The organism is Pantoea sp. OVA07A (assembly GCF_019969975.1).
In the GTDB taxonomy this organism is placed as follows: Bacteria; Pseudomonadota; Gammaproteobacteria; order Enterobacterales; family Enterobacteriaceae; genus Pantoea; species Pantoea agglomerans.
In genome coordinates this window covers 16,587-35,353 of sequence record NZ_JAHXYM010000005.1, presented here as the reverse complement: position 1 = coordinate 35,353, position 18,767 = coordinate 16,587, and the positions used below count along the sequence as shown (strand labels likewise).

The following is an 18,767-nucleotide window of genomic DNA, read 5'->3' as shown; positions in this document are numbered from 1 at the left end:
GGCATTAATAATGAGTACATCAACCCTGAATACCGATAACTGGATTGCCGCCATGCTGCGCGTAGCCGCGCGATTCGGTAAACCTGCCGATGGCAAAACCCTGCGTCAGCAGATGCGCTGGTTTGAACATCTGCCGGTGTCACAGCAGCTGGAACGACTCTCCGGCCTGCTGGGACTGCATCTGACCATGGTGCCGCAGAACAAACTGCGCTGGCGTCAGGAGATCACCCCGGTGGTGCTGGTGCTGGAGAATGCCAGCGTGGCGGTGCTGGAGAGCATCGATTCAGACAACAGCGCGCGCTACTGGCTCAGTGAGGGCGGCGATGTGGTGCGTGAAAGCGCGTTATCAGAACTGCTGGCACGCGCCCAGGGCGATGTCGGCGTGATTGGCGTAGCGGCGCGTGGCCGTGATGCGCGCATCGACGAATTCGTTCAGCCTTATGAGCCACACTGGTTCTGGAAAAATTTTCGCGGTATGGGCCGCCGTATCACGGAAATTTCGCTGGCCTCGGTGATCAGTAATGTGCTGGCACTGGCCGGTATTCTCTTTTCGATGCAGGTCTACGATCGGGTCATTCCGGCCCAGTCGCAGTCCACGCTGTGGGTACTGTTTGTCGGCGTGCTGATCGCTGCGGCCATTGAGTATCTGATCCGGCTGATGCGGACCCAGGTGTCAGACTTAATGGGCAAACGCATCGACCTGAAAGTCTCGGCCATGCTGTTTGCCCGGGCGATGAGCATACGTAATGAGGCGCGTCCGAAGTCGACCGGTTCGTTTATCTCGCAGCTGCGTGAGATCGACCAGGTGCGTGAGCTGCTCACCTCGACCACGGTAGGCGCAGCGGCCGATCTGCCGTTTGTTATCCTGTTCCTGTTTATTATGTCGTTTGTTGGCGGCTGGCTGGTGCTGATTCCGCTGGCGGCGATCCCGCTGATCGTCATTCCCGGTCTGCTGGTGCAGATCCCGATGGCGCGGCTGGCCAAAGAGGGGCTGCGCGAGGGCGCGCTGCGCAATGCGGTGCTGGTAGAGACCATTGAAGGGATTGAGGATATCAAGGCGCTGCAGGCGGAACCCTATTTTCAGCGTCAGTGGGAGCAGACGCACGAAGTCAGCGCCTCAATCAGTAACCAGCAGCGGTTGTGGGGCGCGCGTCTCACCGGCTGGGCCTCGACTGTGCAGCAGCTCACCTATGCGGGCATGCTGGTATTTGGTGTCTATCTGGTGCTCGATTCGCAAATCACTACCGGTACGCTGGTTGCCTGCAGCCTGCTCTCATCACGCACCATCGCCCCGCTGATGCAGCTGACCATGGTCTTCTCGCGCTGGCAGCACGCCAAAATGGCGATGAAAGGGCTGGACGAGTTGCTGAAAAAGCCGCTTGATCAGCCTGAAGCGACGACGCTGGCACACTGCCCGACGCTCACCGGCCAGTACGATCTGCGCAATGTGCACTACAGCTATGACGAAGAGAATGAAAAGAATGTGCTCAACGTTCAGCAGCTGCAGATTAAGCCCGGCGAGAAGATTGCCATTCTGGGCAAAGTTGGGGCAGGGAAATCGACGCTGCTGAAGATCCTCGCCGGTCAGGCGCTGGCTACCCAGGGCAAAGTGATTGTCGATGGCGTCGATATTGAGCGTATCGATCCCACCGATTTACGTCGTCAGCTCGGCTGGCTGTCGCACGACTCCCGCCTCTTTTTTGGCACGCTGCGGCAGAATCTGATGCTGGGCAATCCCCATGCCAGCGAACAGGAAATGCTGCAGGCGCTGCGCATCAGCGGCGCGCTGTCGCTGGTCCAGCAGGATGCCGCCAGCCTGGACCGCATTATCAATGAAGGCGGGCGCGGGCTGTCGGGCGGCCAGCGTCAGATGGTGATGCTGAGCCGGTTGATTCTGCGTCAGCCGCAGGTGGTGTTGCTGGATGAACCCACCGCGGCGATGGATGAACAGCTGGAGGAGCATGTGATCCGTCAGCTACAGGGCTGGATTAGCGGCCGGACGCTGGTGCTGGTGACGCACCGTCCGGCGCTGCTGAAGATGGTCGATCGTATAGTGGTGATGGATAACGGCCGGATTGTGGCCGACGGCCCGCGCGACGAGATCCTGCGCCGTGCGACGACACCCGCGTCGGCACCGTCGCCAGGTAAAGGAGACACCGCATGAGTCTGGTTATTGTTGATAAAGATCTTGCCCGTCATGAGCGCCGGACATCTGCGATTATCTGGCTCTGCACCGCCGCGCTGGCGATTTTTCTCATCTGGGCGCACTTTGCCATTCTGGATGAGGTCACGGTCGGCACCGGTAAAGTCACCCCTTCCAGCCGCGCGCAGGTGATCGACAGCCTGGATGGCGGCATCGTCAAACAGCTTAACGTGCATGAGGGCGACATTGTCGAAAAAGGGCAGGTGCTGGCGACCCTCGATCCGACACGCTTCCAGTCGAACTTCGGCGAGGCGCAGGCCAAAGTGCGCACCCTGCGCGCCTCGTCCGAGCGGCTGGAGGCGGAGCTGTCGGGCACGCCGCTGACATTCAGCGCCGAAACGCTGAAGGAGCCGAACCTGGTGACGCGCGAACGGCAGCTCTACGAGTCGCGACGCCGTAATCTCACCGAAACCATCAGTAATCTGCAGCAGTCGCTGCGACTGGTGCAGGATGAACTGCGCCTGACGGAACCGCTGGTTGCCAAAGGCGCAGCAGGGCAGGTCGAGGTGATTCGACTGCGTCGTCAGGTCAGCGATCTGCGCGGCAAAATCGATGAGGCGCGCAATGACTATCTGGTGCGCGCCCACGAAGAGCAGGTGAAAAACAATGCCGAACTGGATGCGCAACTGCAGGTTGCTGCAGGCAAAGAGGATCAGCTGACGCGTGCCACGCTCTATTCACCGGTGCGCGGCATTGTTAAAGATATTCAGGTCACCACGGTCGGTGGGGTACTGGAGCCTGGCGGCAAACTGATGGAAATCGTCCCGCTGGAGGATCAACTGCTGATTGAGACGCGCATCAATCCACGCGATATCGCTTATATCCGGCCCGGTCTGGCGGCTACCGTCAAAGTGACCGCCTATGACTCCTCTATCTATGGCGATCTGCACGGCGAAGTTGAAACGGTGTCGCCAGATACCCTGCAGGATGAGGTAAAACGTGATCAATATTACTATCGTGTTTATGTTCGTACCCAGAAAGCCGAGCTGACTAACCGTGCCGGACGAAAATTCCCGATCGTGCCCGGTATGGTGGCCAATGTAGAGATTAAAACCGGTCAGAAATCGGTTATGGATTATCTGATTAAGCCCCTGAATAAAGTCAAAGAATCGATGCGCGAGCGCTGAAAATCCGCACCAGCTAAAATATCCGCCTGCTTAATTACGGTGATAAATTAACATGGCGGATATTTGGGCAGTCAGGGCGCAAAGTGTGCGTATTTAAACAATATGTGCGGAAACAGGCCGTAGTTAATTTAACCCGGTTAAGAAAGTTTACGAAGATATAACGGAACGGCAAACAGCAGGCAAAAAAATGCCGGACAACTTGTCCGGCGGGAAATAATAAGTTGTACATCTCATTCGGGGAGAATGAAGGTAATAATGGAATAAATGATGATAGCGGGGTCTATTCTATTACCAGATGCCGTATAAGTTTTATCATTCAGTGCTTCGGAATACTCTGATGTAACCTGTTGATAACATAGCTCTCTGAATCGGTTTATCGATTTGTGCGCCATTTTTTATCGATCCGTGCTGGTTATTAGTTCCCCGTTATTTACATTATGAAATAACTGTTTCGACGTATGAAACACTTTTGGAAATTTAGTAGCATTTTCCTGGTGGATTATTGCCCGTTATAAAACAACAATGGCCTGCCGGCTGAATTTTTAATCATTCAGTTAGCAGTGGCAAATAATAAAGGCACATAACAGAGGGTAATAAAATGAAACGTCGCGTTCTCTCCCTGATGATCCCTGCGTTGCTGGTTGCAGCAGGATCAGCAAACGCAGCTGAAATCTATAACAAAGACGGCAACAAATTAGATCTCTTTGGTAAAGTTGACGGTCTGCACTACTTCTCTGATAACGATGGTTCTGATGGCGATCAGTCTTACGTTCGCTTCGGCTTTAAGGGCGAAACCGAAATCAGCAATGAGCTGACCGGTTACGGCCAGTGGGAATACCAGGCCGCGCTGAACAACGCCGAGTCTGAAGGTACGGCTGACAGCTACACCCGTGTTGGTTTTGCCGGTGTGAAATTTGGTGATGCAGGCTCATTCGACTACGGTCGTAACTACGGCGTAGCTTATGACATCGGCGCATGGACCGACGTGCTGCCAGAGTTCGGCGGCGATACCTACGGCGCAGATAACTTTATGTATCAGCGCGGTAACGGCATGGCGACCTACCGTAACAATAACTTCTTCGGTCTGGTGGATGGCTGGAACTTTGCAGTCCAGTATCAGGGCAAGAATGGCAACAGCACCGAGTCTCCGAATGGCCGTGACGTACTGGGTCAGAATGGCGACGGCTGGGGTCTGAGCACAACTTACGATCTGGGTTCAGGCTTCGGCATTGGTGCGGCTGCCTTCCAGTCTGACCGTACCAACGACCAGAACAGCGCAACATCAGGCATCCTCGGGAGTGGCGATAAAGCGGAAGTCTATACTGGCGGTCTGAAATATGACGCGAACAACGTCTATCTGGCGGCTATGTACTCACGCTCGTACAATGCGACCCGCTTCGGTGACAGCACCAACGACTCTTCAGCTTATGGCTATGCGGATAAAGCGGACAACTGGGAACTGGTTGCGCAGTATCAGTTCGACTTTGGCCTGCGTCCATCCCTGGCGTACGTCACCTCACGCGGCACCGATGTTCAGAACTGGGGTAAACAGAATCTGAAAAAATATATCGATGTTGGCGCGACCTACTACTTCAACAAAAACATGTCCACCTATGTTGATTACCAGATCAACCTGCTGGACGACAACGCTTTCACCGACGCAGCCGGTATCAATACCGACGACGTGGTGGCACTGGGTCTGGTTTACCAGTTCTGAGTTGTACGGGAGCGCAGTTACCGCTGCGCTCCTGCGTCACCTTTCGGGCTGAGCGCTTCAGCCTTTCGCCACTTCGTGGCTTCCGGCGCGGTTGTCACTGACGACATCACGCTGCCGAATCGCGCGCCTTCAAATGCCACGCCTGCCAGGGTGAAGGCTGAAAAGCTCAGCCAGTGATGCCATGCTGACTGCCACTTCTGTGAACTTTTCATTCTGCACCTCTCAGAGATAAACACTGTTTCAACAGTGCAGAATTCATGCCAGCTTTACCGCTCTCATAGCCACAGACCTCGCGCGCACTTTGGTACACTTGCCGCGCGCGTCAGGGCGATCTTGCCCCAATCAGGTGCAGTTAAGCCTGTTATTGACGCGGGCGTGAGGGTGTCATGTGACGATGACGACGCTGATGCAAGACTTTATAGCTACTGAAGATAAACAGCCCCAGGGCAATGACGAGAATCAGATAGATCATCTGCCGCTCCTTACTTTGATTAACGTTAGTCGCCTGATAAAAGGCGGATACAGGGTAGATGACCGGTGAATACTGATAGGTTTCAGAGAAATATTCAACTCTCTTTAAGCGTCTTTACCCGAAGTTTATGCTTTGTAGCAGAGCTGAATAAAGTGTTACAAGTGAGGAAAGATGCGTTATCAGATTAATCTGCTGTTTATAGCGATGTTAACGTTGATGTTAACGGCCTGTGATAAGCCAGCGACCACATCCGCGCTGGTGCTGGAAGGAAAAACCATGGGAACCGTCTGGCGTGTGAGCCTGGCCGGTGTGGCGAGTGAGCGCAGAGCGGAACTGCAACAGCGGATTCAGCAGCAGCTGGATGCGGACGATGCGGAACTCTCTACCTGGAAGCCAGACTCCGCCTTATCGCGCTTCAACCAAAGCCGTGACCTGTCACCGCAGCCGGTAAGTGAAAACATGGCAGATATTGTCACGACCTCACTGCGGATTGGCCGTAAAACCGGCGGGGCGATGGATATTACCGTCGGGCCACTGGTCAACTTATGGGGCTTTGGCCCGACGAAGCAGCCCGGCCATACGCCGGATGCGGCACAAATCGCCGCCGCCCGGGCGCAGACCGGATTGCAGCATCTGCGGGTGGTGCAGGGCGCAGATGGACAGTGGCTGCAGAAAGATCTGCCAGGTCTCTATGTCGATCTCTCGACGGTGGGCGAGGGCTTCGCCACCGATCATCTGGCGCGACTGATGGAGCAGCTCGGCATCAATAACTATCTGGTGTCTGTGGGCGGCGCCGTGCTGAGCCGTGGCCTTAATGCGCAGCAGCAGCCGTGGCGGGTGGCGATTCAGAAACCGACCGATCGTGAGAATGCGGTTCAGGCGCGCGTTAATCTGCAGGGACACGGCATCAGTACCTCCGGCAGCTATCGCAACTATTATGAACTGGACGGCAAACGCATTTCTCATGTGATCGATCCCGTTACCGGACGGCCAATTGAGCATAAACTGGTTTCCGCCACGGTGATCGCCACCACGGCGCTGGAAGCCGATGGCTGGGATACCGGACTGATGGTACTTGGCACGGAAAAAGCCCAGGCGCTGGCGATTGAACAGCATCTGGCGGTCTATCTGATCAGCAAGCAGGGCGATAAATTTGTCAGCTGGATGTCGCCGCAGTTCGCTGCTTTCCTGATCCCCGCTGAATCCGGAGAACCCTGATGTTAGATCTGTTTAGTGAAGAACAACCCTGGCAGGAGACGCTGGCTGAGGGCGCGGTGATCCTGCGGCGTCGCGCACGTGAGGATGCAGAGGCGCTTTATCAGCAAATAATGGCAATTGCGGAGCAGAATCCGTTTGCCCATCGCATTACGCCCGTCGGCCATCGCATGTCGGTGGCGATGACCAACTGTGGCGATTTCGGCTGGTCGGTGGATTCACGCGGCTACCAGTATCAGCAGCAGGACAACCTGAACGGGCGTAAATGGCCGGCTATGCCGCCGCTGTTTCGTACTCTGGCGCAGCAGGCGGCGTCTGAGGCGGGGTTCCCTGGCTTTAATCCGGATGCCTGCCTGCTTAATCGCTATGAGCCGGGCGCGAAGCTGACGCTGCATCAGGATAAAGATGAGAAAGATCTGCGTCAGCCTATCGTTTCGGTGTCGCTGGGTTTACCGGCGGTCTTTCAGTTTGGCGGCTTCGAACGGGGTGACAGTACCCAGCGTGTGCTGCTGGAACATGGCGACATTGTGGTGTGGGGCGGGCCGTCGCGCCTGCGTTACCACGGCATCCTGCCACTTAAGCCAGGCGTTCATCCGCTGGTGGGTGCCTGGCGTTATAACCTGACGTTTCGACGCGCTTTCTGACCCACCACGCCGGTTACGGCGTGGTACGAATAACTATTGCTATCATTTTGCATCCCATTACACTGCAGGCTGTTTTTTGACTGCTGGATTGCCTGCATGACGTTGCTAAGCGTTGTTTTTCGCCAGTTCCGCTGGCCTTTTATCGGGGTGATTGCGCTCACGTTGTTAAGCGCCGTGCTGGGTATCGGCATGATCGCCTTTATCAATCGCGAAATGATTGTCGCCATCAACACCTCATTTGCGGTACTGCCGCAGTTTCTGTTGCAGCTGGTGGTGCTGATGGCGGTGACACTGGCCTCGCAGCTGGCGCTGACCATGCTTGGCCATCAGTTTGTCTGGCGACTGCGCGGCGAATTTATCAAGCGTATCCTCGATACCCGCATTGAACGCATCGAGCAACTCGGCAGTGCGCAGCTGCTGGCGGGACTGACCAGCGACGTGCGGGCCATTACTCTGGCCTTTGTGCGTCTGCCGGAGCTCTTTCAGGGCGTGATTATTACGCTTGGCTCGGCGATCTATCTCGCGTGGCTGTCGCCTAAAATGCTGCTGGTAACCACTGTCTGGCTGGGTGTCACGCTGGTTGGCGGCTGGCTGCTGGTCTCGCGGGTTTACCAGCACATGGCAAAGCTGCGGGAAATCGAAGATAACCTCTATCGTGATTATCAGACGGTGATTGAAGGGCGCAAAGAGCTACAGCTTAACCGCTCACGCGCTCAGCAGGTTTACGACACGGTTTATCAGGAAGATGCCCGCGCCTGGCGACACCACATTGTCCGCGCCGATACTTACCATCTTAGTGCGGTCAACTGGTCAAATATCATGACGTTAGGCGCTATCGGCATGGTCTTTTTTATGGCCAACAGCCTGGGCTGGGCCAATACCGCCGTCGCCGCTACCTTTTCCCTGACGCTGCTGTTTTTACGCACGCCGCTGCTCTCCGCGGTGGGCGCGTTACCGACGTTGCTCAGTGCCCAGGTCGCATTCCGTAAGCTCAATGCCTTTGACCTCGCTCCTTATCAGTCAGGATTCCACTCCGCCTCCACGTCCTCAGACTGGCAAACGCTGGAGTTGCGCGACGTCTCTTTTCACTATGGCGATAACGGCTTCCAGGTCGGGCCGGTTAACCTGACGCTGCGCCGGGGCGAACTGGTCTTTCTGATTGGCGGCAACGGCAGCGGAAAATCGACGCTGGCGATGCTGCTGACCGGGCTGTATCAGCCTCAGTCCGGCACGCTGCTGCTGGATGGCAAGCCGATAACGGCGGATGAGCTTGATGTGTGGCGCAGTCAGTTCTCGGCGGTCTTTACCGACTTACACCTGTTTGACCGGTTAATGGGGCGGGAAGGGGTTGCAGCCAACCCGGCGCTGGTTCAGCTCTGGCTTGAGAGACTGAAGATGCAGGATAAGCTGAAGATTGAAGGCAACAAAGTGCTGAATCTGCAGCTTTCTAAAGGACAGAGTAAGCGACTGGCACTGCTGTTGGCGGTGGCAGAAGAGCGCGATGTGCTGCTACTGGATGAGTGGGCGGCGGATCAGGATCCTCACTTCCGACGTATCTTCTATCGCGAGCTGCTGCCGTGGCTACAGCAGGCGGGTAAAACGGTGTTTGCTATCAGCCATGACGATCACTACTTCATACATGCCGATCGGTTGCTGGAGATGCGTGAAGGCAAGTTGACGGAGCTGACCGGTAATGAGCGCGATCTTGCCACGCTCGACTCGGTAAAACGCACCGACACCGGCCTTTAACGGCAGCTGGCAAAGCTTAGCAAAAAAGCGTAGTGGCGTGTTTCGCCTGAACCAGGCTACGTTAGCGATCAGCAGAAACTCCGGTTTCTGCCATTCTGAACCTTTTCTTTCGTCTGTGTTACCCCCGGCTAAACCGCAAAGTTTTAACGCGTATTGTTTAGCCGGTTTTTTTAAAGCCGATGTGTGATTAGCGTGATTACCTGAGTATCCCGCCACACAAAGCTTGCCTCCAGTAACGTTCCCATCGCAAAACACCCGCTGAAGTGCTGAGTCAGTCGCAACGTCGCCCGCTGCTGCGCGAAATCTACCGACACCAGTTCCGCATCCGGAAAGTCCATCGGCTGAAGCAGTTGCGGCCAGATGGCTTTATAAACGCTCTCTTTGAGGGAGAAGAGCAGGGTAGCGGCAGCGCGAAAAGAGACGGGCAGCGTCCGTAACAGGTGTTGTTCCTGCTCGTTCATCAGCAACTCAGCCGTTTCATGCGCCGTCGTCTCCGACATGAACTGCTCGACATCCACCCCAACAGCGCAGGGCTGACGGGTTGCCGCTACCACAACGATGCCTGCACTGTGCGACAGTGACGCCTGAATGCCAGCGGGCCAGCAGGGGGATCGATCAGCTGCATTGGTCAGAATAAAATCAGCAATACCCAGTTCTGCCATCACTGACCGGACCAGCAGACGGCTGGCGAGGTATTCAGCACGCCGTTTACTGACAGCCTGCTGCAGTCGGGCGGGCAGCGGAATATCCCATTCGACAGCCAGCCCGTCATGATACTTTTGCGGATCGAAGTGACTCACCGCCAGCAAAGGATCGCTGCGGTTAAGGTGCCGGGAAAGGATAAAGCCGCCTGCAACAGGCGGCAGCGGCAGGTCGGGATAGCGCATGCGGGACCATCATCAAAACCAAAAAGGCATTAAATCAGGCGCGATGGATCAGGGCAAGCAGCCCGCCGGAATCAGTCGTTGGGAGGAATGGCAAAACTCTTCAGAGAAACAACGAAATGGTGGTGACCCCTGCTGATGCGTGCACCTCGGTCGCACCAGTGGCTTGCCAGACGAAAGAAATCGTCGCTGCCAATGTCATACGCCAGTTCCACTTTGCTAATGCCTGAATGCAGCAACGCTTCTGCATCCTTCAGGCTTTTCGCTTTGATCGCCATAAAAATTATCCGTCAATTTCTGGGGATTTCAGGGTAGGCATTTTCTGTGACATTTTTGTTTCAGTTTGATGAATAAGCGCAGCCGGTAGCCGATTTTGTGAAGCAGATCAGATTATAATGCAACTGTTAACCTGCTGATTGTAAGAGGAATGTTAACTGCCATACGGGACTATTCTGAATGTTAAACGGAGAGGTAAGCTGAGATAGAAAGGCCGCGTCAGACGCGGCCCCGTGGGTTACTTCTGGTCTGGCGGGGAAGGTTGCTTATCGCCTGACTCGGGTGCTTCTGTTGGATCGTCTTTTTCAATATATGTCATGAACTCTCCTCTTGTTACCCACACGCAGTTAAGTATAGAACGGATTGCGGAAGGTGCGAGGAAAGTGAAGGTTTGATGACAGAAACGAAAAAAGCAGCCTTTAAGGCTGCTTTTCAGGGAATTTGGTCGGCACGAGAGGATTTGAACCTCCGACCCCGGACACCCCATGACCGTGCGCTACCAGGCTGCGCTACGTGCCGAACACTGGAGGATTAGTCTACTGGTTATCACCATTAATGCAAGATACCTGCCGGCTATTTGCCTGATTATTAATCAGTTAGCGATAAACCGCTTCTCTTCAGTTAATACCTGCAACAGCAGCGCCAGTTCTGGCTTGTGATCTTTCAGGGCATTGCCCTGCGCATCATAAGCGCGATAGCTGCCGTTGTTGTTGAGTACCAGCGTCACCTGCGGCGTGGTAATCACCAGCTTATTCTCTTCGCTGCTGACGACCCAGTCATGGCGACGGCGCGCAGCAAACAGATCTTCACCCTGAGAGTAGTTCACTGGATTGGTCCGCACATGCAGCAGTCGCTGCATCAGCGTCGACATCACATCCTGATGATCAGAAAGGCGATCAACGGTCTGCGCGGGCGTATCAGGCCAGTGAATCACTAACGGCACCTGCAGCGTCTGGCGGTTTCCGGCGCTGTCAGGATTGCCATCCAGTGCCAGTCCACGCTGCGCCGTAATCACCACCACCGTGTTCTTCAGTAAATCACGCGCCTGCAGGCTGCTGAGCACCGCGTGGATCTGCTCATCAACGGCAGGAGCCTGGCGCAGATAGCTGCGCTGACGCGCTTTTGCACTGTCGCCGGTGACGTCCGGGCCGTTCAGGGCAATCCATGAGAACCACGGCGCCTGTGAACCGTTCTGTTTCTCCAGCCAGTTCTGCCATTGCGCCACAGTACTGGCGTTGGGCTGGCTGGTCGTTGCAGGCAGTGAATAATCAGTCAGCAACGCCTGCCGGTAGAGCGGCGGATTAAAACCTTCTGAGGAGAAGAGGCCAAACTGGTAACCTTGGGTGCTAAGCGCGCCCAGCAGCGCCGACGGCGTTCGGGATGCCAGAATACCGTTCATGTAGCTGGATGAGATCCCATAGAACAGGCCAAACAACCCTTTCTCCGGCGTATCACCCGCGCTGTAGTGCTGGGTAAAACGCACGTTCTCGCTGGCGAACTGATTAAGCTCCGGCAGCGCTTTGGCCAGCGTGGCGTTGTTCAGACCATCGACCGTCAGCACCAGCAGGTTATTGCGTGTGCCGGCATCACGGAAAGTAATCTCGCTCAGCGGATACTCCACCGCCACTGCTTCCGGGTCGCCCTGCTGAATCAGCCGACGCTGATACTCCTGGGCATCCAGCAGACCATGACGCTCAAGGAAGCGGCGGGCAGTCATCGGGTAGGAGAGCGGCAGGTTGGCACGCTGCATGGTAATCGGGCGATAGAAATTCGCATCGGCCCAGATATACATCAGGTGGCTGGCAAAGAAGGCGCTGATAAACAGGGCGGCGACAGGCTTGCCAAATGAACGGCGATTCAGGCTGCGAAGCTTCTGCCAGCTCCAGGTCGCAAACAGCATCTCAACCAGGAAAATCAGCGGCACGCTGATAAACATCAGCTGCCAGTCGCGCGCCATCTCGCTCTGATCAGGGTTAATGACCAGCTCCCACACCACCGGATTCAGGTGCAGGTGGAAGCGGCTGAACACTGCACTGTCGACCATCACCAGCGTCAGCCCGGCGGTAGCGACCACCGCGGACAACACCCGCATCAGCCGTTGCGACATCACCACAAAGGTCAGCGGGAAGATAATCAGCAGATAGGCGGCAAAAACAACAAAACTGAAGTGGCCAACCCAGCTGGTATAGGCGTAGATGCGCCCCGCCAGCGAAGAAGGCCAGTCGGCGACCAACAGGTAGCGACTGCCTAAAATCAGCGCGAATAAGATGTTAAACAGAGCAAACCAGTGACCCCAACTGATCATCTGGGAAACTTTTTCGCGGTAGCGCTGCCGGTTGGTTACCATATTATGAAGTCAAATCAGCCAATTAATGGGCGTTATCGTCACGCACAGACGCCTGAAGGGCATCGGCGAAAGATCGTGCCAGTGAACGACGTTGCGCCGGAGCGACATCGCTGTTAATTAAGTTGGTCACCATATTTCCCAGAACCATCAGGGAGAGATCGGTGGGGGCCTTGTCCTTGTGCAGGATTTGGGCCATTTCCGCGAGGAGTTGTTCCACGCGTTCGTCACTGTAACGGGATGATTGTGCCATATCGTCGTCTAAGCTCATTTCAAAAGGCGATATATTACCGGAACAGCGCACTTTTTACCGCAATTTTATCGAAAGCAGCGCGTTCGCTATACGCATGGAGTTGAAAGCCGATGCTGGCGGTGTTTGAATACGCGCCTGTGCTAAAAGGAGAGTCTACCATGAGTCTGGATATCGACCAGATTGCCCTGCATCAGTTAATTAAACGCGATGAAAACCAGCTTGAACTGGCGCTGCGCGATTCGCTGCTGCCTGCCACCAACACGGTCAACGCGATGGTGGAGGAGTTACACCGGGTTTATAGCGCAAAAAGCAAAGCCTATGGCCTGTTCAATGCAGAGAGTGAACTGGCAGAAGCGCTGCGTAATTGTCGTAAGGGCAACGATGATTTTCTCGCTTTTAGCCGTGCCGCGACCGGTCGTCTGCGCGATGAGCTTGCAAAATACCCCTTCGCTGAAGGCGGCGTGGTGCTGTTTATTCACTACCGCTATCTGGCGGTGGAATACCTGCTGATTGCGGTGCTGAACAGCCAGTCCAGCATGCGCGTCAACGAGCAGATGGATATCAGCAGCACCCACTATCTTGACATCAATCATGCCGACATCGTGGCACGCATCGATTTAACCGAGTGGGAAACTAACCCGGAATCGACTCGTTACCTGACTTTCCTGCGTGGCCGGGTCGGACGTAAAGTGGCTGACTTCTTTATGGACTTCCTGGGTGCCGAAGTGGGATTAGACACCAAGGCGCAGAACCGCGGTCTGTTGCAGGCGGTAGATGACTACTGCAACGAATCGGAACTGGATAAGCAGGAGCGGCAGAACTATCGCCAGCAGGTCTACAGCTACTGCAACGAGCAGTTGCAGGCGGGCGAGGAGATTGCGCTGGAAGAGTTGTCGAGCGAACTGCCACCACTGGGTGAAAAAACGTTCCAGGCCTTTACCCAGGAGCAGGGGTATGAACTGGAAGAGAGCTTCCCGGCGGATCGCAGTACTCTGCGCCAGCTGACGAAGTTTGCCGGAAGCGGCGGGGGCCTGACCCTGAACTTCGATGCGATGTTGCTGGGCGAACGCATTTTCTGGGATCCGGCAACGGACACCCTGACGATTAAGGGCACACCACCCAATCTGCGCGATCAGCTGCAGCGCCGTACCAGCAGCAAATAAAAAAGCCGGGCTTAGCCCGGCTTTCATTCCCTGCACGCGGCGATCATTTCACCGGGCAGCGCCAAAAGAAAAGGGCCGGTTTCGCAACCGGCCCTTCTGCTTTCAACGAAGTTCGCGATTAAGCGCGAACGAAGTCGATGTGGAACAGTTTTGGCTTGAACGGGTGACGCTGAACAGCCTGAACTTTCACTTTAGTTTCTTTACCGTCAACTGACAGGGTCAGCACTTCGTCGTAGAAACCTGGCTTAGATTGCAGGTTCATTACGGAGTCGTGATCCAGGTCGATGGCAACAGCCGCTTCAGAACCACCGTAGATGATGGCCGGGAAACGGTTTGCTGTACGCAGGCGGCGGCTCGCACCCTTACCCTGCTCTTTACGTTCTACTGCATTGATAGTGAGCATTAATATATCTCTTTATTTAATTCCTGCTACAGGCGACCCAGTAACAGGCTGGTTATTCAATACCGCTGATGCACATGCAAAAGCGGGCGGCAGTATAGCCGTTATGCCGGGTGGTAGCAAACGATATACCCGCCAGCCGGGTTCGGCATCCGGTTAGCCGGACCCATTAGCGCTCATTAGCGCAGCTCATTGGCACGGCGATAGCGACCCTGATAATCAAACATTTTTTCGCGGATCTGCCAGAACTGACCTTTGGCCCGCGCCACCACAAAGTCGGGATGACGCAGCAGCGGCTGCAGCGCCAGCACGTCTGCGGCGCTCTGCCAGCCCAGCGGCACGCCGGGCGCGCGCTGATGCGGGCGCATAAAGAGTTGTTCAAACGCTTTGCGCTGGGCCGGTGTCTGCAGACGAAACCGTTCGCTGACGCTGGTACCTTCCTCGTCATAATAGGTCGCCTTGAGCCATTCACCTTTGGCGTCACGGCCCTGTTCCAGCGTCATGCCGCCACAGCGCAGCACCAGCGCATCTTTAAGTTTCAGCGCCGCTTTGAGCATATCGTCAGGATCGACCAGAATTTTGTCGCACTGGTGACAGCGCCGGGCGGCAATATCATTCTCTGCGCCGCAGTCGGGGCAGCTTTTAAAGCGGAAGCGGAAGTCACACTGTTCGCGCTCGCCCTCATCATCTTCCAGCACGCCCTGACAGCGTCGGCCAAAATGTTCGATAACCATGCCATCTTCGGTCGCCTTGCCCCAGAAGGTGTTGGCGAAACCGCAGGCGGGACAAAAAACCTGTACCGGCTGATTGTCGCTGGCCCCTTTGGGGGCGCCGACTTCGGGCGTAAAGAGATCGTGCGGATTACCGGCATAATCGAGAATCAGACAGTCGGTTTTACCGGGCGAGAGCCGCAGGCCGCGTCCGACGATTTGCTGATAGAGGCTGACCGACTCGGTCGGGCGCAGAATCGCAATCAGATCAACGTGCGGAGCATCAAACCCGGTGGTCAGCACCGCCACGTTAACCAGGAATTTCAGCTGCTGCGCCTTAAAGGCCAGAATCAGAGCATCGCGCTCTCTGGCAGGCGTTTCGGCTGACACCAGCGCGCTGTTAGCGGGCAGCAGCCGCAAAATTTCATGCGCATGCTCCACCGTTGAAGCAAAAATCATCACCCCCAGCCGATCTTCAGCGAACTCCACGATCTGACGGATAATATGGGGCGTCACGCGCTGCTGCTGTTTCAGTTCACGATTAAGATCGGCTTCGCTGAACAAGCCGCTGCTTTGTGCCGTCAGGCGGCTGAAGTCATACTGCACCACCGGCATATCCAGTCGCTCCGGCGGCACCAGAAACTGATGTTTGATCATGTAGCGCAGCGGCAGTTCATAGATACAGTCGCGAAACAGCGATTTTTCGTCGCCACGCACCATGCCGTGATAGTGGAACTGATAAATCCAGCCCTTACCCAGCCGGAAAGGCGTGGCGGTCAGGCCCAGTAAACGCAGTTGCGGATTATGCTGACGCAGATGATTGAAAATCTGCTGATACTGACTCTCTTTATCATCACCGATACGGTGGCACTCATCGACAATCACCAGTGAAAAGGCGCTGTCGAACTGGTCGAGGTTACGCGCCACTGACTGCACGCTGCCAAACACCACTTTGCGCTGACTCTCTTTACGCTGAAGTCCGGCGGCAAAGATATCCGCCTCCAGCCCGTAAGCCTGATATTTACTGTGGTTCTGCGCTACCAGCTCTTTGACGTGCGCCAGCACCAGCACCCGGCCACGCGCCAGCCGTGCCAGCTCGGCAATGACCAGGCTCTTTCCGGCACCGGTCGGCAGCACAATGACTGCAGGCTGATGATGACGACGGAAATGCGCCACGGTGGCATTCACCGCATCCTGTTGATAGGGGCGTAAGGTAAAAGACATGATGCTCACTTTTGCAAAACTGGGGGTAATTATGCCATGAAAGTGCGGTAAACGCGCTGTCAGGCTGGCGCGGATCACGTTATACTTCCCGCACATTTTCAACGGTTAACCAGGCCGTTTCAGATTCCCTCCGCAGTAACAGGCAAAACGAATTCATGCGACTCGACAAATTCATCTCTCAGCAACTGGAAATCAGCCGCGCCATCGCCCATCGCGAGATCCGTGGCCAGCGTGTCACCGTTAACGGGGAAATCGTACGCGATACCGCGTTTAAACTGCTGCCCGACCACGAAGTCGTCTATGACGGCAACGTACTGCAGATGCAGACCGGTCCACGCTACTTTATGCTGAACAAACCGCAGGGTTACGTCTGCTCAACCGACGATCCCGATCATCCCACCATCATCTATTTCATTGAAGAACCGATGTCATTCAAGCTGCACGCGGCGGGGCGTCTTGATATCGACACCACCGGACTGGTGCTGCTGACAGATGATGGCCAGTGGTCACACCGTATTACCTCGCCACGTCATCACTGCGAGAAAACCTACCGTGTGACCCTGGAATCACCGGTCAGTGACGATACCGCCGCGCAGTTTACGGCGGGCGTGCAGCTGCACAATGAGAAGAGCCTGACTAAACCGGCACAGCTGGAGGTGATCACCCCGACAGACGTCCGGCTGACACTGAGCGAAGGCCGTTATCATCAGGTAAAACGGATGTTTGCGGCAGTAGGCAATCGGGTCCTTGAGCTGCATCGCGAGCGCATCGGTGACATCGTACTGGACGCCGATCTGGAACCGGGCGAATATCGTGCGCTGACAGAAGAAGAGATCGCCAGCATCGGTCTGCCGAAAGAGCTGCAGACAAAATAACCGGACGGGCCCGGCGGCCCGCATCACGACCATAAGGGCAGGAGAGGGTGTGCGTAAGGAAAAGAATTCGCCAACAGGACTGGTGGTCATCCTCGGTCTGTTAGCCATGCTGATGCCGTTGTCGATCGACATGTATCTGCCCGCCATGCCGCAGATTGCACGCGAATTTGGCGTTTCAGCCGGTAGCGTGCAGATGTCGCTCAACCTCTACATTCTTGGCTTCGCGATTGGGCAGCTGATCTATGGGCCGCTGGCAGACAGCTATGGGCGTAAGCCGGTGATTGCGCTCGGCACCCTGATCTTTGCCTGCGCCGCCGCGGCCTGTGCGCTGTCGCAAACCATCGATCAGCTGATTACGATGCGCTTTCTGCATGGGCTGTCGGCTGCCGCAGCCAGTGTAGTGATCAATGCGTTAATGCGTGACAGTTACTCGAAAGAGGACTTCTCCCGCATGATGTCCTTTGTGATGCTGATTACCACCATTGCGCCGCTGCTGGCGCCGATCATCGGCGGCTGGCTGCTGGTGCTCTGGAGCTGGCACGCCATCTTCTGGGCGCTCGCGGGCGCGGCATTAGTGACGACCGTGCTGGTGACCACGCAGATCCGTGAAACCCTGAAGCCGGAGCAGCGACAGCGCTTTCATCTGCGTACTACGCTCGGCAATTTCGTAACGCTGTTTCGCCACAAGCGCGCGTTCAGTTACATGCTGTCGAGCGGTTTCTCCTTTGCCGGGCTGTTTACCTTTCTCAATGCCGGTCCCTTTGTTTACATCGAACTGAATCACGTTTCACCGCAAAACTTTGGCTACTACTTTGGCCTCAATGTGGTGTTTCTGTTTGTCCTGACGCTGATTAACAGCCGCGCCGTGCGCCGCTTTGGCCCGGTGGCGATGTTCCGGATGGGACTGCTGATACAGTTCTGTATGGGGATCTGGCTGCTGCTGGTCAGCGCCTTCAGCCTCGGCTTTTTGCCGCTGGTGATGGGGATCGCGATGTTTATCGGTTGCGTATCGATGGTCTCATCGAATGCGATGGCGGTGATTCTGGATGAGTTTCCACATATGGCGGGTACGGCATCGTCGCTGGCGGGCACCCTGCGTTTTGGCGTCGGGGCATTTGTTGGCGCACTGCTGTCGCTGGTGAGTTTCAACAGCGCCTGGCCAATGGTCGGCACGATTGCACTGTGCGCGACAATCTCTCTGCTGCTCTTTTTCTACGCTTCACGTCCCCGCACTGCGTCCCGGTAATCGGGCGCAGTGATTTCCCTCTGCAATGACGTGCCGACTTGCACGCCTCCTGACTTTGTTTCGATATTGTGAAAATATTTAGTTAAAAAAGTAATCACAATGCAGCTAAAATGATTGTTAACGGCGTGTGAACGCGGTACATATAGGCTGAAGTGCGATGTGAGTCGCAAAAAATGCGCTTCTGCAATCCACACGGACGGGCCATTAAACCCTGTCCGGACTCAGCGGTTATCAGGCCGCTTCCAGCTGGGCTGCTTTGTGTTGC

17 protein-coding genes and 1 tRNA gene are annotated in these 18,767 nt (G+C 55.7%); 9 read left to right on the top strand and 9 right to left on the bottom strand.

Annotated elements, in window-relative coordinates; translation table 11 throughout:
* The first annotated feature begins 10 nt into the window (after positions 1-10).
* From LC417_RS16095 to ompC, 3 genes are all read left to right on the top strand, one after another.
* A complete protein-coding gene (locus tag LC417_RS16095) occupies positions 11-2,164 on the top strand; it encodes a type I secretion system permease/ATPase (RefSeq protein WP_010248371.1) in 2,154 nt (717 codons plus the stop codon).
* On the top strand, positions 2,161-3,330 hold the full coding sequence (locus tag LC417_RS16090; RefSeq protein WP_010248368.1) for an HlyD family efflux transporter periplasmic adaptor subunit: 1,170 nt from the start codon (positions 2,161-2,163) through the stop codon (positions 3,328-3,330). The genes LC417_RS16095 and LC417_RS16090 overlap by 4 nt, the downstream gene beginning before the upstream one ends.
* Before the next feature lie 598 nt (positions 3,331-3,928).
* Positions 3,929-5,047, top strand: coding sequence for a porin OmpC (ompC, locus tag LC417_RS16085; protein ID WP_010248366.1), 1,119 nt, complete (start codon positions 3,929-3,931; stop codon positions 5,045-5,047).
* Positions 5,048-5,064: 17 nt separating this feature from the next.
* On the opposite strand, the gene LC417_RS16080 is transcribed toward ompC, so the two are convergent.
* Together LC417_RS16080 and LC417_RS16075 are read right to left on the bottom strand one after the other, a co-directional pair.
* Positions 5,065-5,259: a hypothetical protein gene (locus LC417_RS16080; protein WP_223566140.1), complete on the bottom strand. Its 195-nt coding sequence runs from the start codon at positions 5,257-5,259 to the stop codon at positions 5,065-5,067.
* A gap of 149 nt (positions 5,260-5,408) precedes the next feature.
* Complete coding sequence (locus LC417_RS16075) at positions 5,409-5,519, bottom strand: hypothetical protein (protein WP_010248361.1); 111 nt, start codon at positions 5,517-5,519, stop codon at positions 5,409-5,411.
* Between the two features lie 171 nt (positions 5,520-5,690).
* On the opposite strand from LC417_RS16075, the gene apbE reads away from it, so the two are divergent.
* The 3 genes from apbE to LC417_RS16060 all read left to right on the top strand — a co-directional run bounded on the left by apbE (position 5,691) and on the right by LC417_RS16060 (position 9,127).
* Positions 5,691-6,737 carry an FAD:protein FMN transferase ApbE gene (gene apbE, locus LC417_RS16070; protein WP_223566139.1) on the top strand — a complete coding sequence of 349 codons (1,047 nt, stop codon included), beginning with the start codon at positions 5,691-5,693 and terminating at the stop codon, positions 6,735-6,737.
* Entirely contained in the window at positions 6,737-7,378 is a 642-nt protein-coding gene (gene alkB / locus LC417_RS16065; protein WP_223566138.1) for a DNA oxidative demethylase AlkB, read from the top strand. The genes apbE and alkB overlap by 1 nt, the downstream gene beginning before the upstream one ends.
* A 96-nt stretch (positions 7,379-7,474) precedes the next feature.
* On the top strand, positions 7,475-9,127 hold the full coding sequence (locus tag LC417_RS16060) for a multidrug ABC transporter permease/ATP-binding protein (RefSeq protein WP_223566137.1): 1,653 nt from the start codon (positions 7,475-7,477) through the stop codon (positions 9,125-9,127).
* Positions 9,128-9,297: 170 nt separating this feature from the next.
* On the opposite strand, the gene LC417_RS16055 is transcribed toward LC417_RS16060, so the two are convergent.
* The 5 genes from LC417_RS16055 to LC417_RS16030 form a co-directional block, all read right to left on the bottom strand.
* Complete coding sequence (locus LC417_RS16055; RefSeq protein ID WP_033767435.1) at positions 9,298-10,014, bottom strand: 4'-phosphopantetheinyl transferase; 717 nt, start codon at positions 10,012-10,014, stop codon at positions 9,298-9,300.
* A gap of 71 nt (positions 10,015-10,085) precedes the next feature.
* Positions 10,086-10,289, bottom strand: a complete 204-nt coding sequence (locus tag LC417_RS16050) for a hypothetical protein (RefSeq protein ID WP_003854174.1) — start codon at positions 10,287-10,289, stop codon at positions 10,086-10,088.
* 440 nt (positions 10,290-10,729) lie between these two features.
* Positions 10,730-10,806: transfer RNA gene (locus LC417_RS16040), tRNA-Pro, on the bottom strand.
* Between the two features lie 73 nt (positions 10,807-10,879).
* Positions 10,880-12,634, bottom strand: coding sequence for an LPS biosynthesis-modulating metalloenzyme YejM (gene yejM / locus LC417_RS16035; RefSeq protein ID WP_022625056.1), 1,755 nt, complete (start codon positions 12,632-12,634; stop codon positions 10,880-10,882).
* A 22-nt stretch (positions 12,635-12,656) separates the two neighbouring features.
* Complete coding sequence (locus LC417_RS16030) at positions 12,657-12,884, bottom strand: YejL family protein (protein ID WP_010248348.1); 228 nt, start codon at positions 12,882-12,884, stop codon at positions 12,657-12,659.
* Between the two features lie 158 nt (positions 12,885-13,042).
* Between LC417_RS16030 and yejK the strand changes: the two genes are divergently transcribed.
* Positions 13,043-14,047, top strand: coding sequence for a nucleoid-associated protein YejK (gene yejK, locus LC417_RS16025; RefSeq protein ID WP_010248346.1), 1,005 nt, complete (start codon positions 13,043-13,045; stop codon positions 14,045-14,047).
* Between the two features lie 118 nt (positions 14,048-14,165).
* Here the strand turns inward: yejK and rplY are convergent, their stop codons facing one another.
* Together rplY and LC417_RS16015 are read right to left on the bottom strand one after the other, a co-directional pair.
* The gene (gene rplY / locus LC417_RS16020; RefSeq protein ID WP_003854168.1) at positions 14,166-14,450 is read right to left on the bottom strand and encodes a 50S ribosomal protein L25; all 285 of its coding nucleotides are present in this window, start codon (positions 14,448-14,450) and stop codon (positions 14,166-14,168) included.
* Between the two features lie 176 nt (positions 14,451-14,626).
* The gene (locus tag LC417_RS16015) at positions 14,627-16,381 is read right to left on the bottom strand and encodes a DEAD/DEAH box helicase (protein ID WP_031292692.1); all 1,755 of its coding nucleotides are present in this window, start codon (positions 16,379-16,381) and stop codon (positions 14,627-14,629) included.
* Between the two features lie 155 nt (positions 16,382-16,536).
* Here LC417_RS16015 and rsuA point away from each other — a divergent pair, with 155 nt between their 5' ends.
* Both rsuA and LC417_RS16005 read left to right on the top strand, forming a co-directional pair.
* Positions 16,537-17,256, top strand: coding sequence for a 16S rRNA pseudouridine(516) synthase RsuA (rsuA, locus tag LC417_RS16010; RefSeq protein WP_010248342.1), 720 nt, complete (start codon positions 16,537-16,539; stop codon positions 17,254-17,256).
* Positions 17,257-17,305: 49 nt separating this feature from the next.
* Positions 17,306-18,502 carry a Bcr/CflA family multidrug efflux MFS transporter gene (locus tag LC417_RS16005; RefSeq protein ID WP_010248339.1) on the top strand — a complete coding sequence of 399 codons (1,197 nt, stop codon included), beginning with the start codon at positions 17,306-17,308 and terminating at the stop codon, positions 18,500-18,502.
* The last annotated feature ends 265 nt before the right edge of the window (positions 18,503-18,767 follow it).

What these genes read in the sequence shown, in the direction of transcription:
- LC417_RS16095 (WP_010248371.1), top strand. Translation starts at nt 11, where the DNA reads ATGAGTACATCAACCCTGAATACCGATAACTGGATTGCCGCCATGCTG.
- LC417_RS16090 (WP_010248368.1), top strand. Translation starts at nt 2,161, where the DNA reads ATGAGTCTGGTTATTGTTGATAAAGATCTTGCCCGTCATGAGCGCCGG.
- ompC (WP_010248366.1), top strand. Translation starts at nt 3,929, where the DNA reads ATGAAACGTCGCGTTCTCTCCCTGATGATCCCTGCGTTGCTGGTTGCA.
- LC417_RS16080 (WP_223566140.1), bottom strand. Translation starts at nt 5,259, where the DNA reads ATGAAAAGTTCACAGAAGTGGCAGTCAGCATGGCATCACTGGCTGAGC.
- LC417_RS16075 (WP_010248361.1), bottom strand. Translation starts at nt 5,519, where the DNA reads ATGATCTATCTGATTCTCGTCATTGCCCTGGGGCTGTTTATCTTCAGT.
- apbE (WP_223566139.1), top strand. Translation starts at nt 5,691, where the DNA reads ATGCGTTATCAGATTAATCTGCTGTTTATAGCGATGTTAACGTTGATG.
- alkB (WP_223566138.1), top strand. Translation starts at nt 6,737, where the DNA reads ATGTTAGATCTGTTTAGTGAAGAACAACCCTGGCAGGAGACGCTGGCT.
- LC417_RS16060 (WP_223566137.1), top strand. Translation starts at nt 7,475, where the DNA reads ATGACGTTGCTAAGCGTTGTTTTTCGCCAGTTCCGCTGGCCTTTTATC.
- LC417_RS16055 (WP_033767435.1), bottom strand. Translation starts at nt 10,014, where the DNA reads ATGCGCTATCCCGACCTGCCGCTGCCGCCTGTTGCAGGCGGCTTTATC.
- LC417_RS16050 (WP_003854174.1), bottom strand. Translation starts at nt 10,289, where the DNA reads ATGGCGATCAAAGCGAAAAGCCTGAAGGATGCAGAAGCGTTGCTGCAT.
- yejM (WP_022625056.1), bottom strand. Translation starts at nt 12,634, where the DNA reads ATGGTAACCAACCGGCAGCGCTACCGCGAAAAAGTTTCCCAGATGATC.
- LC417_RS16030 (WP_010248348.1), bottom strand. Translation starts at nt 12,884, where the DNA reads ATGGCACAATCATCCCGTTACAGTGACGAACGCGTGGAACAACTCCTC.
- yejK (WP_010248346.1), top strand. Translation starts at nt 13,043, where the DNA reads ATGAGTCTGGATATCGACCAGATTGCCCTGCATCAGTTAATTAAACGC.
- rplY (WP_003854168.1), bottom strand. Translation starts at nt 14,450, where the DNA reads ATGCTCACTATCAATGCAGTAGAACGTAAAGAGCAGGGTAAGGGTGCG.
- LC417_RS16015 (WP_031292692.1), bottom strand. Translation starts at nt 16,381, where the DNA reads ATGTCTTTTACCTTACGCCCCTATCAACAGGATGCGGTGAATGCCACC.
- rsuA (WP_010248342.1), top strand. Translation starts at nt 16,537, where the DNA reads ATGCGACTCGACAAATTCATCTCTCAGCAACTGGAAATCAGCCGCGCC.